The 16,832-nt window shown below is 46.8% G+C and carries 19 protein-coding genes and 1 pseudogene; 8 read left to right on the forward strand and 12 right to left on the reverse strand.

Annotation, left to right across the window (positions count from 1 at the left end; genetic code table 11):
• Positions 1-186: 186 nt before the first annotated feature.
• From C4S39_RS06860 to ppk1, 5 genes are all read left to right on the forward strand, one after another.
• Complete coding sequence (locus tag C4S39_RS06860; RefSeq protein WP_103966299.1) at positions 187-699, forward strand: cupin domain-containing protein; 513 nt, start codon at positions 187-189, stop codon at positions 697-699.
• A 50-nt stretch (positions 700-749) separates the two neighbouring features.
• Positions 750-1,562, forward strand: coding sequence for an aldolase/citrate lyase family protein (locus C4S39_RS06865; protein WP_103966300.1), 813 nt, complete (start codon positions 750-752; stop codon positions 1,560-1,562).
• Between the two features lie 37 nt (positions 1,563-1,599).
• Positions 1,600-2,727, forward strand: coding sequence for a glycosyltransferase family 1 protein (locus C4S39_RS06870; RefSeq protein ID WP_103966301.1), 1,128 nt, complete (start codon positions 1,600-1,602; stop codon positions 2,725-2,727).
• Positions 2,728-2,875: 148 nt separating this feature from the next.
• The gene (locus C4S39_RS06875) at positions 2,876-3,937 is read left to right on the forward strand and encodes a PQQ-dependent sugar dehydrogenase (RefSeq protein ID WP_258039326.1); all 1,062 of its coding nucleotides are present in this window, start codon (positions 2,876-2,878) and stop codon (positions 3,935-3,937) included.
• Between the two features lie 101 nt (positions 3,938-4,038).
• Positions 4,039-6,120, forward strand: a complete 2,082-nt coding sequence (gene ppk1, locus C4S39_RS06880; RefSeq protein WP_219817925.1) for a polyphosphate kinase 1 — start codon at positions 4,039-4,041, stop codon at positions 6,118-6,120.
• A 23-nt stretch (positions 6,121-6,143) separates the two neighbouring features.
• On the opposite strand, the gene ppx is transcribed toward ppk1, so the two are convergent.
• Entirely contained in the window at positions 6,144-7,628 is a 1,485-nt protein-coding gene (gene ppx, locus C4S39_RS06885; RefSeq protein WP_103966302.1) for an exopolyphosphatase, read from the reverse strand.
• Position 7,629: 1 nt separating this feature from the next.
• On the opposite strand from ppx, the gene sixA reads away from it, so the two are divergent.
• Positions 7,630-8,199 (forward strand): phosphohistidine phosphatase SixA, encoded by a 570-nt coding sequence (sixA, locus tag C4S39_RS06890; RefSeq protein ID WP_258039327.1) that lies wholly within the window; start codon positions 7,630-7,632, stop codon positions 8,197-8,199.
• Here the strand turns inward: sixA and C4S39_RS06895 are convergent.
• From C4S39_RS06895 to C4S39_RS06925, 9 genes and pseudogenes are all read right to left on the reverse strand, one after another.
• Complete coding sequence (locus tag C4S39_RS06895; protein WP_103966303.1) at positions 8,194-8,649, reverse strand: helix-hairpin-helix domain-containing protein; 456 nt, start codon at positions 8,647-8,649, stop codon at positions 8,194-8,196. The two genes, sixA and C4S39_RS06895, sit on opposite strands and share 6 nt — an antisense overlap.
• A 114-nt stretch (positions 8,650-8,763) precedes the next feature.
• Positions 8,764-9,123, reverse strand: a complete 360-nt coding sequence (locus C4S39_RS06900; protein ID WP_103966304.1) for a YajD family HNH nuclease — start codon at positions 9,121-9,123, stop codon at positions 8,764-8,766.
• The gene (locus C4S39_RS15280; protein ID WP_181023773.1) at positions 9,123-9,296 is read right to left on the reverse strand and encodes a hypothetical protein; all 174 of its coding nucleotides are present in this window, start codon (positions 9,294-9,296) and stop codon (positions 9,123-9,125) included. The genes C4S39_RS06900 and C4S39_RS15280 overlap by 1 nt, the downstream gene beginning before the upstream one ends.
• A gap of 304 nt (positions 9,297-9,600) precedes the next feature.
• Positions 9,601-9,768: a hypothetical protein gene (locus tag C4S39_RS15285; protein WP_181023774.1), complete on the reverse strand. Its 168-nt coding sequence runs from the start codon at positions 9,766-9,768 to the stop codon at positions 9,601-9,603.
• On the reverse strand, positions 9,765-10,121 hold the full coding sequence (locus tag C4S39_RS06905) for a hypothetical protein (protein WP_103966305.1): 357 nt from the start codon (positions 10,119-10,121) through the stop codon (positions 9,765-9,767). Before C4S39_RS06905 ends, C4S39_RS15285 begins: the two co-directional genes overlap by 4 nt.
• 172 nt (positions 10,122-10,293) lie before the next feature.
• Positions 10,294-11,629 (reverse strand): annotated as a pseudogene (locus tag C4S39_RS06910) (hypothetical protein); the annotation flags it as partial.
• A gap of 222 nt (positions 11,630-11,851) precedes the next feature.
• Positions 11,852-12,238 (reverse strand): DUF5615 family PIN-like protein, encoded by a 387-nt coding sequence (locus tag C4S39_RS06915; RefSeq protein ID WP_103966306.1) that lies wholly within the window; start codon positions 12,236-12,238, stop codon positions 11,852-11,854.
• Positions 12,235-12,465, reverse strand: coding sequence for a DUF433 domain-containing protein (locus tag C4S39_RS06920; RefSeq protein ID WP_103966307.1), 231 nt, complete (start codon positions 12,463-12,465; stop codon positions 12,235-12,237). The genes C4S39_RS06915 and C4S39_RS06920 overlap by 4 nt, the downstream gene beginning before the upstream one ends.
• Before the next feature lie 166 nt (positions 12,466-12,631).
• The gene (locus C4S39_RS06925) at positions 12,632-14,629 is read right to left on the reverse strand and encodes an FG-GAP repeat protein (protein WP_103966308.1); all 1,998 of its coding nucleotides are present in this window, start codon (positions 14,627-14,629) and stop codon (positions 12,632-12,634) included.
• A 220-nt stretch (positions 14,630-14,849) separates the two neighbouring features.
• Here C4S39_RS06925 and C4S39_RS06930 point away from each other — a divergent pair, with 220 nt between their 5' ends.
• Together C4S39_RS06930 and C4S39_RS06935 are read left to right on the forward strand one after the other, a co-directional pair.
• Complete coding sequence (locus C4S39_RS06930; protein ID WP_103966309.1) at positions 14,850-15,266, forward strand: TA system antitoxin ParD family protein; 417 nt, start codon at positions 14,850-14,852, stop codon at positions 15,264-15,266.
• Positions 15,263-15,871 carry an AAA family ATPase gene (locus C4S39_RS06935; protein WP_103966310.1) on the forward strand — a complete coding sequence of 203 codons (609 nt, stop codon included), beginning with the start codon at positions 15,263-15,265 and terminating at the stop codon, positions 15,869-15,871. Before C4S39_RS06930 ends, C4S39_RS06935 begins: the two co-directional genes overlap by 4 nt.
• Before the next feature lie 107 nt (positions 15,872-15,978).
• On the opposite strand, the gene C4S39_RS06940 is transcribed toward C4S39_RS06935, so the two are convergent.
• Positions 15,979-16,359, reverse strand: coding sequence for a type II toxin-antitoxin system VapC family toxin (locus C4S39_RS06940; protein ID WP_103966311.1), 381 nt, complete (start codon positions 16,357-16,359; stop codon positions 15,979-15,981).
• Positions 16,356-16,622 carry an AbrB/MazE/SpoVT family DNA-binding domain-containing protein gene (locus C4S39_RS06945; RefSeq protein ID WP_103966312.1) on the reverse strand — a complete coding sequence of 89 codons (267 nt, stop codon included), beginning with the start codon at positions 16,620-16,622 and terminating at the stop codon, positions 16,356-16,358. Before C4S39_RS06945 ends, C4S39_RS06940 begins: the two co-directional genes overlap by 4 nt.
• Positions 16,623-16,832: the final 210 nt, after the last annotated feature.

The following is a 16,832-nucleotide window of genomic DNA, read 5'->3' on the forward strand; positions in this document are numbered from 1 at the left end:
TATGTTTAACCAACTCTTTTCCAAAAATGGAACCATCTTCAATTTGATATACTTCCATTAACGCTTAGCAGCCATACTTAAGAATCAAGTATAATTCACGTAATAATAATAATTAAACCGCTGCATTCGCCTCGTCCATTATCGCAAGCCAATTTTACAATCGACAAAGCTGCAGGAGATTGAACCATGCCAATAAAAGATGCAATCAAAGATCAACAAACGGTAACTTCAGAGGGTGAATCGACAAATACTCTACTGGCAGGAGTAAAAAAACATGAAGTGCCCAATATCATTACATCCAACGGCGTCACCACGGAGCTTTACCGCCCGGAATGGGATATCGGCCCTGAACAAATACGGCATATGATTCATGCCATACTACGCCCCGCTGCCCTCAGTGCGTGGCATATGCATGAATTTCAGATAGATACGATCTTTGTGCTCAATGGAGCGATAAAATTGGTTTTGTATGATGATCGCGCGGATTCAGCGACAAGAGGACAAATCAATGTCTTTCACTTAAGCCGCTTGAGACCCACATTGATCACCATCCCTCCTGGCATTTGGCATGGCTTGCAAAATTTGGATTATTCCGAAAGTAGTTTTATTAACTATTTTAATAATCCTTATATCTATTCTGGTCCGGATGAATGGCGATTGCCATTTGATACCGATAAGATTCCTTATCAATTCAAATAATCTATAAAGAAACCGTAAGATCTTTCAATTTTTCACCAGGATTCCATCCCATGAGCTATGGCAGCGACTTTGTTCTCACATTATTCACCAATGATCCGGATTTAGCACGAGCTGGCAATGCGGCCGGTATTAATCGTATTGGCCTCGATCTGGAAAGAATGGGTAAAGAACATCGCCAGGACGCCAAGAAAGCATGGATTTCTGATCATCAGATGCATGAGCTGGAGGCTATCCGTGATCAATTAACACAATCGGCGTTATTTGCACGCATCAACCCCATTCATGCCGGCTCACGCAATGAAATCAATTCGTTGATCGACCAAGGGGTAACCGTGCTGATGTTGCCGATGTTTCGCACGCTTAATGAAGCGGCCACTTTCATTGAACTGGTAGATGGTCGCGCATTTGTTTCTTTACTGGTCGAAACGGCGGCAGCTGCCATTCGTCTGCGTGAAATTGTCAAACTTCCAGGTATTGGTGAAATCCACTTCGGCTTAAACGATATGTACCTGGATATGAAACTATCCAATCATTTTGAGGTACTAACCTCCGGCTTTCTGGATAGGTTGACTGATATTGCATCTGAAGCTGGCATACCTTATGGTTTTGCCGGTATTGGCCGACTTAATGATAGCCGTTTACCAATTCCCAGCGATTTAATCTATGCTCAATATCCGCGGCTTGGCGCAACACGTGCACTGGTTGCGCGTGTATTTTATACGCCTGATTTCCGCGCACTGGATCTTACCTATGAAGTCAACACTGCGCGCGCCAAGCTGGATCAGTGGCATCAAGCCGGGATGGATCAGCAAACTGCCGCTTTGACACTCTTACGCACTAAAGTTACAGAATGGGCCGTTTGAATTCGCTTACCTTCGTTTTTCCTGTTATCCATTTGAAATGACCCAAGCGCAACTTACTTTCTACGACACATCGCGCGCTTATTATGCGAGCTATTATCTGCAGGGCTTCGATGAATTATCAAAAAATGGCAAACTGCAAATCAGAATTGCACACTCGCTTCCGGAACGCTTGAAACCAGCGATACAAAACACCGATTGGGAACATTTGTTGTTTGCGATGGCACTTTTCAAGTTTCAACAAGGAAATCACGAATGGTATTTCTGTATTGATACGCATGATGTCAATTCAGTCAACATTGCGAATTGCACTGGTGGATATCACCCGCCTTTGCTACAGAACGTAGATGTTTACTTTAAGGTTAACTATAATCCCGATCAAATCGAGTACACGCCCATACTGAGGGATTTTCGTAAAAAGATTATCGGTGTCTCGCAGTTTTTTCCGGTACAACCAGGATCGTTCCTGTCACTTAGCCGCAGATTGCTACTGACGCCAAGACTGTTTGGATTTAAGCCCGGCGTTAATTATAATGTGCCCTACAAGGATTGTTTGACAGACGCCAAGTTTCGCTTGCGTGACCTGAAAAATTTTCAATCACTGGAACAAATTCTAGCCCATCGGGCGACTGCAAAAGATATTGACATTTTTTTTGTAACCAGTTTTCGTCGGAATGCCCGTCATGCAGCGGTTATGAACCATCGTTACCAGGTTATCAAGAAACTTTCCAGCATAACCTCGCTTAACATGGCCACAGGCTTTTCAAGCGATAAAGCATTACCGGAAAAATATGCCAAGGTTTTTTATCCGCGATTAAATCAAGAGAATTACCTGGAAACTCTGGCACGCGCAAAAGTCGTTATTTATACACAAGGCATTGCAGGTTGCTTATCTTCCAAATTCGGCCTGGCCATGGCACTTGGAGTCGCTGCCATCGGTGAACCTCTGGGAAATAACCCGGACTTGTTAATCGCAAATCCACACTTGAAAGAACAGTTTTCTTACTCGAATCCAGATGATATCGTTGCGCATGCCGTCCATCTCGCAACGAATCCGGAGCAAGCGCGGACACTAGGCGCTTTGAATGCAGCCATGTTCGATAATCAACTGGCTCCCCGTCCTACTGCAGAATACATACTCCAGGCACTGCAAGAATTTCAATCTTGATCTTCAAGTTTTAACCAGAAAAACAGATTAGTTGAGATGAATTGGCGAGAATGATACATTGGAAGCCCATTGTGCAACACGATCACCTACAAATAAAATGACATTAAAAATTAATATAAGCGTTATGCTTTTGATTTTCAGTTTCCTCTTGTTGCCAGTTACACAAGCTCAGCGTATCCAAACCGAGTTTGATGTCTTGTTAGTAACCGAAGGTTTGCAATTTCCCTGGGGCATGGCATTTATGCCGGATGGCAATCTGCTGGTAACAGAAAAAATCGGCCAATTGCGCATTATTACGCCGGATGGTCGTATTTCCGAACCAATAAAAGGCGTCCCTGCTGTGTTGGTACAGCAACAAGGCGGCTTGCTGGATATTGCGCTGGATCCGGAGTTTTCCAAAAATCGTTTGATTTATTTATCGTATTCGGAGCCGGAAGGATCAAAAGCCAGTACCGCAGTAGCCAAAGCCGAACTAAAAAATGGCAGCCTGGAAAACTTGCAGGTAATTTTCCGTCAGTGGCCTAAGACTGAAGGCGGTGTACACTTTGGTTCACGCTTGATATTCGCACCGGATGGAAATCTTTTTATCACACTGGGTGACCGTGGAGATTATTCGCAAGAAGCACAGCAACTGGGCAATCATATTGGCAAAATAATCCGTATCCGCTCTGACGGAACAGTCCCTTCTGACAATCCATTTGTCAACGACACGAAAGCCAAACCGGAAATTTGGTCGTATGGCCATCGCAGTGTTCAGGGCGCCGCTATACACCCCAAAAGCGGCGAGCTTTGGATTCATGAGCATGGCCCGAAAGGCGGGGATGAAATCAATATCCCGCAACCAGGTAAAAATTACGGTTGGCCTAAGGCCAGCTATGGCAATCATTACAATGACATTCCAATCAAGAGTGAACATGCTGAACAAGGCTTTGAAGAGCCGATTCACTATTGGACGCCATCGATCGCACCTTCCGGCATGGTGTTCTATACCGGGAAGCAGTTTCCGGGATGGCGCGACAACTTGTTTATCGGCACACTGGCAGGACGGCATCTGGTCCGGCTATCGACAGATAATAAAAAAATCATCAATGAAGAGAAATTATTGATCAATACCTTGCGTTTCCGCGATGTAGAACAAGGGCCGGATGGCGCATTGTATTTACTGACGGATGAAGAAAACGGCAAGCTTCTCAAACTAACACCGAAGTGACAATCCGGTTCTGCACAAACTAAGCTAAAATTAAGCGTTTAATCTTTCTCCTTAAATCGAGCCGATTGACCAGTTACAATAATTAACCCGAGCAATTCATATTGATAGATACTGTTGACCTCAAAGACCCCGCGCTTTATATCAACCGCGAACTAAGCCTGCTGGAATTCAACCGCCGTGTGATCGAACAAGCCAAGGACGAGACCCTTCCATTATTGGAGAGATTAAGGTTTCTATGTATTGCCAGTACCAATCTGGACGAATTCTTCGAAATACGTGTGGCTGGATTAAAACAGCAGATTAAATATGGCTCAGTGCAAACGGGCCCCGACAACCTGTCTCCGACAGAAGTGCTGTCGCGCATCAGTGAAACCGCGCATCAGCTCGTGCTGGAACAATATGGTGTCTGGAATGACATGATCATACCTGCGCTGGCTAAGGATAAAATCAGGCTACTGCGCCGCGCGCAATGGAAGCTGCAAACCAGCCGCTGGATACATCGTTATTTTAAAGAAGAAGTATTGCCAGTGCTAAGTCCGATCGGTCTGGATCCGGCTCATCCTTTTCCCAGGGTTCTTAACAAGAATCTATATTTCATTATTTCATTGGAAGGAAAAGATGCTTTCGGACGTGAATCAGGCATGGCCATTGTTCAAGCACCGCGTTCATTGCCGAGGGTTGTGGCAGTTCCAGCCAGATATAGTGAAGAGAATCATGATTTTGTGATGCTTTCTTCGATTATCCATGCGCATGTCACTGATCTTTTTCCTGGCATGAATGTCATCGGTTGTTATCAATTCAAAGTTACGCGTAATAGCGATTTACTGATCGACGATGATGAAATCGACGATTTGTTGCGCGCTCTGGAAGGTGAATTGCCTTCGCGAAGATTTAGCGATGCCGTACGATTGGAAGTCGCGGATAATTGTCCGGATCCTCTCAGCTCTTTTTTGTTACAAAAATTTGAATTACAGCAAAATGACCTTTATCGAGTAACCGGGCCGGTCAACTTGAATCGCTTGCTGGCAATCTGTGACTTGGTTGATCGCCCGGAATTAAAATTTGCCGGTTTTACACCTAACATTCCCAAGCGCCTGGTCAAAAATACCAATATCTTTGATGTGTTGCATAACGGTGATATTTTGTTGTATCACCCATTTCAATCGTTTACACCCGTTATAGATTTTCTACGGCAAGCAGCCGTCGACCCCGGCGTGCTTTCGATCAAGCAAACGCTTTATCGCACTGGAATCGATTCGGCGATTGTTGAAGCGCTCAAGATCGCTGCGCGCGCAGGCAAAGAAGTTACGGTGGTTATTGAATTGCGAGCCAGATTCGATGAAGAAGCCAATATCGAGTTAGCCAGTGAATTACAACAGGTTGGCGCGCATGTGGTATATGGTGTGGTTAATTATAAAACCCGCGGTAAAATGATTCTGGTTGTCAGAAGAGAAGGTCGTACTTTACGGCGTTATGTGCATTTGGGAACCGGTAACTATCATGCACGAACTGCGCGCTTGTACACTGACTACGGATTGCTGACCTGCGACAAGGCCATCGGTGAAGATGTTAACAAGCTGTTTCATCAATTGACCGGTTTGGGACGGGCGGGCAAATTAAAAAAACTTTTACAGTCACCTTTCACGCTGCATAAGGGAATATTGAGCTATATCGACAAGGAAATCGGTGCTGCGAGTGAGGGGAAAAAAGCCTGGATTATTGCTAAGATGAACGCCTTGGTTGATCCGGAAATTATTGTAGCGTTATATAAGGCCTCTCAAGCCGGTGTCAAAATCGATCTGATCATTCGCGGCATATGCTGCCTGCGCCCCGGTATCAAAGATGTTTCAGAGAATATCAGTGTGCGTTCCATTGTAGGCCGCTTCCTGGAACATACACGCGTTTTTTATTTCCAAAATGGTGGTGATGACGAAGAGCTGGTATTTTGTTCCAGCGCCGACTGGATGACACGCAATTTGCATCACCGGGTGGAAGTCTGTTTTCCGATTGAAGAAAAGCGCACCAGCGATACAGTCATCGAACATGGATTATTAAGTTATCTCTCCGACAACACACAAGCCTGGCTGCTACAAAGCGATGGCTCATATAAGCGCACAAAACCGGGTACTTCGAAACCACGCTCTGCGCAACAACTTCTCCTGGAGCATTATTGTGACCTCTGATGCAAAATATTCCGAGGCGCCCTTCAGTTGAATATCAATTTAATATCAGCTGCCTGTAGAAATCCTTGCTCAGTATTCAAGTCAGCGAATGTTAAAGGGTGCTGATCTAACCAATCCGACGGAAAATCCAAAGTAATGCGGTTTTTGCTCGCATCAACGTGGATTTCCGGCAAACCGCTGTTGGAGCGACTGCGATGTAACAATACAGCCAGTCTTAACAGAATACACAGTCTGATCACGGAAGTTTTCACTGAAAGGGCTAGTGATTCAAATTCTTCCAGTAGGAATTTACGCCGATGACTCCGCACCAGCATCGCCAGCTTGATTTGCTCCTGCTGGGAGAATCCTGCAAAATCAGAATGAGCGGTCAGGTATGCGCCATGCTGGTGATATTGGCTATGCGCAACGGATAAGCCGATTTCGTGGATCAGCGCTCCCCACACCAACAATTTCAGGTCTGTTTTTTCGTCTAATTCCCAATCGGCTCTCACCTGATGAAAAAATTTCTCTGCGGTATCTCTGACCCGATTTGCCTGCTCGGCATCGATACTGTATCTCTGCATAACGATTTCGATGGTTTTATCTCTGATATCCTCATTATGCATCCTGCCGATCAGGTCATACAACAAGCCCTCGCGCAACGCACCTTCGGATATATTGATCTGCTCCAGATTAAGCGCCTCAAAAATACCGTACAAAATCGCTACACCGCTGGCAAAAACCGGCTTTCTGCGCTCCGATATACCTGCGAGATCAATCGCTGCACTATCGCCAATCGCAATTAAGGTTTCCAATAATTTCGTCAATGCAGATGCGGTAATGCCCGAATCGCACCAACCTTGCGCTTGTACGACATCCCGTACTGCTATGATAGTGCCGGAAGATCCCAATGCAAAATCCCAGCCTGTTTTTTTATATGCCGTCTCAATGGATTCCAATTCCTGCATTGCAAACAATACGGCTTTGCGCATTCTTTTGGCTTTTATCTTGCCATCATCAAAAAAACGCTGACCCACGTTGACACATCCCATATACAGGCTTTCCATAGCATAGGTATCAAAACTTCGGCCGATGATTAATTCCGTACTCCCACCACCGATATCAATTACCAGACGCTGGTTAACTTCATCATATAAACTGTGCGCAACGCCTAAATAAATCAGTCTTGCTTCTTCACGTCCTGCTATGATCTCTACCGGATGACCCAGCGCACTGTGTGCCCGCGACAAAAAAACGTTGCCATTCCGAGCCAGACGGAGTGTATTCGTACCCACAGCGCGAACATTCAAAAGTGGAATTTCCTGGATCCGTTGACCAAATCGCTGCAAACATTCCAGACCCTGTTGCATGGATTCTTTCGACAGCTCCTGCTTATCATTCAATCCCGAAGCCAGCCTGACCATCTCCTTCATACGATCGATAATCAGCAAGCGGCCATCCACCTGGCTTGCCACAATCATGTGAAAACTATTTGAACCTAAATCAACAGCAGCGTAGGATTCATCCATAATGAAATATACCGAAACGAAAAACAGCAATCCAATTAATCGATCTCATAATAAAGCCATGCCTAAACATCAATTGATTATCATGCGACATGCCAAATCAGACTGGTCTGAAGACAATAAACCGGATTTCGATCGCCCCTTGACAAGCCGCGGAATAAAAGCTGCCAAGCAAATGGGCAAATGGTTAAAACACGGGCAATACCCCATAGACCGTATCATTTGTTCTCCTGCATTACGAGCAAAACAAACCTGCCATCTAGTCGTAAACGCGTTAAACATGCCTGAAAATATTGTAAATTTTGAACCTGGAATCTACGGTGCATCATGCAGCGATCTGATCGCCATGGTCGAGCAATACAGCAAAGGAATACATTCATTACTCATCATTGGACATAACCCGGGCCTTGATCAATTACTCTGTCATTTATCTCAAAACCCGCCACCCGTTAACGATTGCGCTAAATTGCTGACAACCGCTGCTGTGGCTGTATTGGATTACGGAAACAGCGCAATTTCAGGTAACGCTCATGAAGCGCAGTTGCGTTACCTGATCAGGCCCAAGGAGTTATGATTTCTTTTTATTTTTTCCTTTTTTGTTTCCATCTTTCTTTTTATCTTTATTCTTGTCTTTCTTGTCTTTCTTGTCTTTCTTGTCTTTCTTGTCTTTCAGCTTCTGCTTGCCGTCATCACTACGTTTCTTTTTTTCGCCCTCATCATCGGTCTTGCCTGGTTCAGGCTGACTCGTAATCGGATTTGTCACCGTTATCTTGCCTGGAGCTTTTTTGGCCTTTGCCTGCGCAGTTGCGCTAGCCGCCGCTAATGGTTTGACCGGCTTAGCTTGCAAGCAATCAGCAGCCGATTTTTTTACTGCTTGCGCTCTTACCGCTCCACTGAATCCCGGTATTTTTTGCAACTCTGTTAAGCTAATTGCAGCCAATGCTTCGACTGTTCTGATTTTATGCTCAGATAAAATCTTGATCGTGACAGGACCAATTCCAGCTACATCCGTTAGCTTAACCATGACCAGGCTCCTTTGGTTTGAAATTCTCATTATAACTGTCTGTTGATTAAATACAATGCGCTTTGGATCAGATTTGCTTTTGATAAAAAATAATCGCGGGATTTATTTTCTACATTATGTTTTTTTCTTCAGCAGATCCTTAAGATTGGCAAAAGGGCTATGCGTAGCGGCTTCTTCTGCTTGTCTGCCGTCATCACGGCCCATCGAATCCTTCAACTTGGAATGTTCATGCTCATGGCAATAAGTGCAAAGCAATTCCCAGTTACTGCCATCGGGAGGGTTATCATCGTGATTGCTGTTCTTGTGATGAACCTCCAGTAATTGTAAATTCTTATGATCGAAGGTACGCGCGCAACGGCCGCAAACCCAGGGAAACAGTTTGAGCGCCTGCGCGCGATAGCCTTGCGCACGTTTCTCCGCATTCCGTCGCGCTTCCAGAACTATTTTATCCAGCTTGCCAGCATCTTTCGCCATTAATCGAGCTCCCTAAAAACAACACCAATCAAATGAGAAGTTTTTGAATAACGCCATTGTTTACTCCAAACGCCAAGGAAAAGAATGCGAAATTGAGTCATTGGCGCTATCGGATTCAAGCGAAAACCATTATTACCATCAAGACTGGATAAATTGATTATCGTTGCCACCATGTTATTACCTCCCCCACCATGAAATTAATGGCTTGCCGAATCCTGATGGCATTACTTCGCAACCATGACCAGTTTCATGATAAACCTGGAAAACCCTGCATGTCTATGCGGAAAATATCCCTAAACCGATTAATGAATGAATAAAATAAGAACAATGCTTCATGACTTGAAGAACGATCCAGTCATTTATCCCGGCCAATCCGGCTTTAAAGTCCGGCTATCCGCAGTTCAGCCGGTTATTTTCCGGCTATAGACAGAATCTTTGATATGGAGAATGCTGTAGCAAACTGCTGCAATGAAATGGTTATTTTTTATAAAAATGAAGTGAAATCATGGCGGCATCCGTAAAACATCCCGTCAACAGCAACAGCACTGGCAATGGCAACAGAAGTGCCCGCAGGACCGAATGGCGCCCATTACTGATCGGCGCAAGGCCGGATCCCGGAGAACCGGTACGCAATCCGGCAGTCATCTTTTTTGAACGTACCCATGGATTTTGGCGGTTACTTGTGCAAATGCGGCGGCAGGCAGCGCAAGCAGGCCGAACAGAATCATTCCCAGCGGCAGCAATCCAAAGCCGGAACCGGACAGCAGCAGCATGCCGGCTTGCCCGAACATGATCGCATATCCCCAGCGCCACGGTTTCTCGGGAAACCGGTATCCGAGCCAGCCCGCCAGCAGAATTGCAAGCGGATAAGTCGCGGACCAATAGAATGGATCATCCCAGGCTTCGTTTTTATTGCTTATGGCCGCCGTTACCTGCCATAAGATGGCGCCCCCGATGATTGCAAGTGTATAAGGAATTTTTACGGCTCTATCGTTCATGGCGGATTAATCCGGAAAGAAACAGATTATGAACGGTAATAATCAATGCGTATTGAGGTAAAAACACCGCCGCATTCCGGTACGATTGGAATTAACCAATCCAGTGCCTCCACTGAGCTGCTCAAAGTCTCCCTGAGGAAGCTCGCCTGTTAAAAAGACAAGCGAGCTTCCGGCCGCTATCAAGTCCAACGACGCTGTCATTGTGATTACCATCCACGGTCAACGTATTGCTGGTAGTCGACAGGTTGAGCACGTCCAATGCGGTCAAAGTCAATATATTTTGCCCTTGGCCAAGCATATCGACGGCTTCGATGTCGCTGATCCTGCCACGCTCGCTGGTCAGATTCAGATCCAGGTGGCTGCGGTCCAGTTTCAACGTGTCGGTGCCTGCACCGCCATCGGCAAGCTGAAAATCAACATCGCGGATTTCGATCGTGTCATCACCGGCCCCGCCATGAAACACATCCGCGCCGCCGCGGCCGATCAGCGTATCGTCGCCATCACCGGCCACGATACGGTCGACCGCTGCGCTGCCCTTGAGTTTATCTGCCCCAGCTGTACCCAAGGCAGTTACCTGACCGTTGAAGTTGCCGTCGAATACCACGTAGCTGGAGCCGGGAACATTGCCGTTCGGACTAGCTATAGCTATAACTGCACCGACCAGAAAATCAGCAAAACCGTCGCCGTTAACGTCTCCGGCACTACTGACCGATCTGCCCGATAGACTATATGCCGTCCCATCCAAGCGGAAACCATCATTGCTGTCGAGGTTGGATAAGTCCAGCGCGGCATTAAAACCAGAGGCCTTGCCAAACACCACGTAACTGGAGCCGGAGAAAGCACCATTCGGATCAGTTTGTGGAGCGCCAACTATTAAATCATCAAAACCATCGCCGTTGACGTCTCCGGCACTGCTGACCGATAAACCCGAAAAATCACCTTCCGCCACCCCATCCAGACGAAAACCGTTGCTGCCATCAAGACTGGACAGATCCATCGTGGTAGCAAACCCGGCAGCTTTGCCAAACACCACGAAGCTGGATCCGGAAATTTCACCATTCAGACTAGCAAAAGGGGCACCGACAATCACATCATCAAACCCGTCACCGTTGATATCCCCTGCACCGCTGACTGACCAGCCCAATAGATCATATGCGGCTACCCCATCCACAGAGAAACCGCTGTTGCCATCGAGGCTGGATAAATTCATCGCCGCACTGAATCCAGAAGCTTTGCCAAACACCACATAACTGGAACCAGAGTAAGGGCCATTCGAGTCAGCACCAGTGGCACTGACAATCACATCATCAAACCCATCACCGTTGATATTAATATAACCGGTTGAAATTCCTAATATTTTTTCTGACAATCACATCATCAAACCCATCACCGTTGATATCCCCTGCACCGCTGACTGACCAGCCCAATAGATCATATGCGGCCACCCCATCCACAGAGAAACCATTACTACCATCGAGACTGGATAAATTAATTATTGTTGTTGCCATGATCAGAACTCCTTCAAAAAGATTTATCAAAAAACCTGCTTGAATGAAGTATCTACTTTTCTGTTATTTTTCCAAAATAACAGAATCAATATTACGCCGGAAAAACTGGATTGACAATCGGGCACAGCAAAAAATCCAAGCGTTGAATCCCAAAGATTTCTCCTGCGTTAGCAGTGATAAATATGAGTTTTTAACAATGCTTTTCCATGATGGACGACGACTTTACGTTCCATCCAACAACCTGAGTTTTAACGGCAATAACCGCATTCTGGCACGATTGGAATCAATGGTCAGCAAAGCACCTTCTTCCAGTTCAGAGGCCATTTGCCCCAAAGCGGCGATGACTCGCAATCCAATAACATCCGGACTGACATCATCCGCCCTGATTTGAACCACGCTGGGTTTTTCGCCGTGCGTGGCGGCAAGAATAGCACTGAAGTCTAAATCATGCGTGAGGACTACATAACCATTTACCTTAGCGTAGGTCATAATTTCAGTGTCCGGTGCGTTCTTCGCACCGAGTGTTGACCAATGGGTTGCCTTAATGCCCGCATTCTCTAACAAACCAATCCAGCGTGGAGACAAGTTCATATCAACAAGCAGTTTCATAAGGAAGCCAATATGACCTCTCGCTCCTCAGCTCTCCATGCAGCATACCGAAGTGCCTGCATAACATCTTCATACTCAAGGTAGGGATAGTCGGCAAGAATTGCATCCACGCTGTAGCCTGCGCCGATTTGTCCCACGATCATGCCGACTGTAACACGCATTCCACGAACACATGCTTTTCCTCCCATCACATCGGGGTTTTGGGTGATGCGATTCAATTTTTCCATGGTCTATTCCTCAACGAAACTCGATCGTCATCGTAGTGAATTAACAGTATAGTTTCAAGAACTAATTTTCTGTCTGATGCAGCGGTTAGTGCCACTTCGAACATCTTAAGAGATTCAACAATCCAGCTCTCTCACTGCGTCCGAAATGACAGCTATTCACAAATCCTTACGCAAAATCCGTTGCCACTTGCACACCCACCAGCAGCACCGCTTCACCATTGGTGAACGTGTGGTAACCATCCGCAATGCCGCCATCGCTCCAGCCACTATCGAGTCCAACGACGTTGTCATTGTGATTACCATCCACGGTCAACATATTGCTTGTAGTCGACAGGTTAAGTACGTCCAATGCGGTCAAAGTCAGCGTATTGTGCCCATTACCCTTCATATCGACAGCTTCAATGTCGCTGATCCTGCCACGTTCCATAGTCAAATCCAGATCCAGGTGGCTGCGGTCCAGCTTCAATGTGTCGATTCCTGCACCGCCATCGGCAAGCTGAAAATCAACATCGCGGATTTCGATCGTGTCATCACCGGCCCCACCATGAAACACATCCGCGCCGCCGCGGCCGATCAGCGTATCGTCGCCGTCACCCGCCACCATGCGGTCGACCGCCTTGCTGCCTTTGAGTTTATCCGCGCCAGAGGTTCCCAAAGCGGTCACCGCACCGGTAAAGTCACCGCCAAACACAACATAACTAGAACCGGTTAAGCCGTTGCTCGAGTTAGCATTAGGAGCACCGATCATCACATCAGAAAAACCATCGCCATTGACGTCCCCCGCGCTACTGACTGAATTGCCCGAAAAATCAAACGTCGCCACTCCATCCAGACGAAAACCGCTATTGCTATCGAGGCTGGACAAATCCAGCGTGGCAGCAAAACCGGCAGCCTTGCCAAACACCACGTAACTGGAGCCGGCGGCGTAGGCGTTGCTCGAGCCGCCAGGGGCACCAATAATCACATCAGCAAAACCATCGCCATTGACGTCTCCAGCACCGCTAACCGAAAAACCCGAATTATTATTTACCGCCTCTCCATCCACGCGAAAACCGTTGCTGCCATTAAGACTGGATAAATCAATTGTGGCGTCAAAACCGGCAGCCTTGCCAAACACCACGTAGCTGGAGCCGGAAAAATCGCCATCCGGGCTAGCAAAGGGGGCACTGACAATCAAATCATGAAAACCGTCGCCGTTGACATCTCCTGCATTGCTAACAGAAACGCCAGAAGCATCATACGCTGCCACCCCATCCAAGCGAAAACCGTTGCTGCCATTGAGACTGGATACGTCTAGCGTAGCAGCAAAACCGGCAGCCTTGCCAAACACCACATAACTGGAGCCGGATCCAGGGCCGTTCGGATCAGCTTGTACTGCACCAACAAACACATCAGCAAAACCGTCACCGTTAACATCCCCTGCACTGCTAATCGAAGCACCTAGAAAATCACCTGCTACCCCATCCACGCGGAAGCCGTTGCTGCCATCAAGACTGGATAAATCCATCGCGGCACCAAAGCCCGCAGCCTTGCCAAACACCACATAACTGGAGCCGGAAAAATCGCCATTCGGAAAATCACCATTCTGGCTAGCAAAGGGAGCGCTGACAATCAAATCATCAAAACCATCGCCATTCACGTCTCCTGCATTGCTGACCGAATTGCCCGAAAGATCAAATGCCACTCCATCAAGGCGAAAACCGTTATTACCATCAAGACTGGATACATCCATTGTGGCAGCAAAACCGGAAGCCTTGCCAAACACCACGTAACTGGATCCAGAGATAGGGCCATTCGGGAAAGCATGGGGAGCACCAACAATCACATCATCAAATCCATCGCCGTTGACGTCTCCTGCGTTACTTAAAGCTAAACCCGTAATCCCGTAATCCGAGCTATTCAGGTGGAAACCGTTATCGCCATCAAGGGTGGATAAATCTAGTGCGGCAGCAAAACCGGAAGCCTTACCAAACACTACGTAACTGGAGCCACCGGAGCTACCTCCACCGCCGTAAGAACTGACAATCACGTCAGCATAACCATCGCCGTTAACGTCACCCGCATTGCTGACCACTTTGCCCGAAAAATCAAATTCCGCGGCCCCATCCAAGCGGAAACCGTTATTGCCATCAAGACTGGATAAATTAATTATTGTTGTTGCCATGATCAAGCACTCCTTCAAAAAATATTTATCAAAAAACTTACTTGAATGAAGTATCTACTTTTCTGTTATTTTTACAAAATAACAGAATCAATATTACGTCGGAAAAATCCTGCTGACAATCGGGTAGTTTTAGTCTTGATAAAAACGAATCAAAGCTATGGAAAATTATGTAGCAAATTGCTACAATCAAATTTTTACCACTGATAAATGAGGTAATACCATGGCAAAGTCAGCTTCCCCGATTCGTTTGCAGGAAAATTTGATGCAGGCTGCGGCATTGACCGGTGAGCGGTTTCATCGCAGCACCGCCGAGCAGATTGAATACTGGGCGGAAATGGGACGTAACGTATGCACGATGTTGGACCCGGATGACCTGTTGTCGATTTCGGCGGGCCTGGCAACAATCACGATTGAGCCCACTCTTGGTGGATCGATTGATCCTGATGCAGTATTTCAGTCACTTGAAACTGAACGCGCGAATGCGATGCTGCCGCAAACGGTGACAAGCAGCCCGATAAAATATCAAATCTCATTAACGCACCCTGGTTATCTGGAGCAAATCAGCCCGGATGGAACAATAAAAACCGGAAAATTCCAGCAAGGTGAATTCATTGAAATGAGTGAAGCAGTACTTTGAATGCAAAAAAGCAACTTTGGGTGCTGGCAGGCGGAAATGGTGCCGGCAAAAGCACCTTTTACCGCACGCAATTGGCGCCCAGAGGCATGCCGTTTGTAAATGCCGATATCGTGGCAAAACTGCTGTATCCCCATGCACCGGAAGCCCACAGCTATGATGCGGCAAAACTGGCGGAACAAATGCGATTGCAATTATTGCGGGAAGGAAGGAGCTTTTGTTTTGAGACCGTATTCTCGCATCCTTCAAAAATCGATTTTATCGCACAAGCAAAAACACTGGGTTATGAAATCATTCTGGTGTTTATTCACCTGAGCGACGTTGCGCTCAATCAAGCACGCATAGCGCAGCGTGTCAGCAAAGGCGGACATCATGTTGCGGATGAAAAAGTGATGAGCCGGATTCCCAGGGTATTAAAGCTTATCAAGCAAACGCTGCCGCTCTGCGACCGGGTTTATGTTCTGAATAATTCGAGCGCTGATAATCCGTTTCAGCAAGTTGCTGCAATCCGTGGCAACCTCATTAATTTTCAACACCATACAATGCCAGACTGGGCGATGGAATTACTGGCGGATTATTTGATGGGAAAAACCGGCCCTGATGGATGAATAACCAAGCAACTGAGTCTATGCATGTAATTGTTCAAGCCGGTATTTTCAAAATGACAACGTAAATACCACACTGGAAAAATTCTGCTGACAGCCTGGTTAAAACCCTAACGAATACACCGCACAGTAACGGGCAAATCCAGCGTAGTCCAGATTTGATCCGCAGTCAACACGGGAACTTGCAATTGCATGCCTACACTCAGGCAGGCACGATCTCCCAGCGATAAGCCGGCATGCCGCGTCTGCTGCCAAAGCCGTCCGGCAAGCTCGGCTTCCTCGGCGGTAAAGGGAAAAACCTTCAACCCCAGCGCTTCAAGATCATCCCGCATTCCGTTGACATCAACACTGGCCCTAACCGATTTTTGCACCACTTCAGCCCAATTGACACTGGAGATAATCGCTTCCGGCAGAATTGCCTCCACCTGATCGCTCCCTGGTTCGTCTTGCAAAAAGCTGAGCAAAGCGGAAGCATCAAGAACAGTTGTCATTCATTGGCTTCCCGCTTCGCCTCTTGCCGCCGCTCCGCAATCAGTTCTTCAGTCAAGCTGACGGTTGGCGGCAAATGAGCAAAGCGATTCTTGAGACGCTGTTTGACCGTTTCGGCTTTCTCCAGAATCAAACGCCCCTCTTCCATACGGGCAATTAAGTGATCTCCAGACTCAAAACCCAGCGAACGCCTGAGCGGTGCAGGTATCACCAAGCGTCCCTGGGGATCGAGCTGAACTTCGGTTTGCGTGAATAATTTTGGCATAATGCTAATTATTGTGGCACATCGAATTAAAATATGCCATTAAAATTAATTTGTGGAAGAAAGTTAATACATGAACATTTTAGGGTCAGGCATACTACTGTGAATCGAACAGCATGTGGATTGGAGTAACCTGCTCCGGCAAAATGCTGCGATTTCAGCATTCGTCATTCCGAGCACAATGAGGAATCCAACACCAACCAGATTTCCCGC

It is taken from the genome of Nitrosomonas ureae (assembly GCF_900108305.1).
In the GTDB taxonomy this organism is placed as follows: Bacteria; Pseudomonadota; Gammaproteobacteria; order Burkholderiales; family Nitrosomonadaceae; genus Nitrosomonas; species Nitrosomonas ureae_B.

Bases quoted from the DNA above. Each gene is read 5' to 3' on its own strand.
- C4S39_RS06860 (WP_103966299.1), top strand. From the start codon at position 187: ATGCCAATAAAAGATGCAATCAAAGATCAACAAACGGTAACTTCAGAG.
- C4S39_RS06865 (WP_103966300.1), top strand. From the start codon at position 750: ATGAGCTATGGCAGCGACTTTGTTCTCACATTATTCACCAATGATCCG.
- C4S39_RS06870 (WP_103966301.1), top strand. From the start codon at position 1,600: ATGACCCAAGCGCAACTTACTTTCTACGACACATCGCGCGCTTATTAT.
- ppx (WP_103966302.1), bottom strand. From the start codon at position 7,628: ATGGATGAATCCTACGCTGCTGTTGATTTAGGTTCAAATAGTTTTCAC.
- sixA (WP_258039327.1), top strand. From the start codon at position 7,630: ATGAAATATACCGAAACGAAAAACAGCAATCCAATTAATCGATCTCAT.
- C4S39_RS06895 (WP_103966303.1), bottom strand. From the start codon at position 8,649: ATGGTTAAGCTAACGGATGTAGCTGGAATTGGTCCTGTCACGATCAAG.
- C4S39_RS06900 (WP_103966304.1), bottom strand. From the start codon at position 9,123: ATGGCGAAAGATGCTGGCAAGCTGGATAAAATAGTTCTGGAAGCGCGA.
- C4S39_RS15280 (WP_181023773.1), bottom strand. From the start codon at position 9,296: ATGGTGGCAACGATAATCAATTTATCCAGTCTTGATGGTAATAATGGT.
- C4S39_RS15285 (WP_181023774.1), bottom strand. From the start codon at position 9,768: ATGACTGCCGGATTGCGTACCGGTTCTCCGGGATCCGGCCTTGCGCCG.
- C4S39_RS06905 (WP_103966305.1), bottom strand. From the start codon at position 10,121: ATGAACGATAGAGCCGTAAAAATTCCTTATACACTTGCAATCATCGGG.
- C4S39_RS06915 (WP_103966306.1), bottom strand. From the start codon at position 12,238: ATGAAACTGCTTGTTGATATGAACTTGTCTCCACGCTGGATTGGTTTG.
- C4S39_RS06920 (WP_103966307.1), bottom strand. From the start codon at position 12,465: ATGGAAAAATTGAATCGCATCACCCAAAACCCCGATGTGATGGGAGGA.
- C4S39_RS06925 (WP_103966308.1), bottom strand. From the start codon at position 14,629: ATGGCAACAACAATAATTAATTTATCCAGTCTTGATGGCAATAACGGT.
- C4S39_RS06930 (WP_103966309.1), top strand. From the start codon at position 14,850: ATGGCAAAGTCAGCTTCCCCGATTCGTTTGCAGGAAAATTTGATGCAG.
- C4S39_RS06940 (WP_103966311.1), bottom strand. From the start codon at position 16,359: ATGACAACTGTTCTTGATGCTTCCGCTTTGCTCAGCTTTTTGCAAGAC.
- C4S39_RS06945 (WP_103966312.1), bottom strand. From the start codon at position 16,622: ATGCCAAAATTATTCACGCAAACCGAAGTTCAGCTCGATCCCCAGGGA.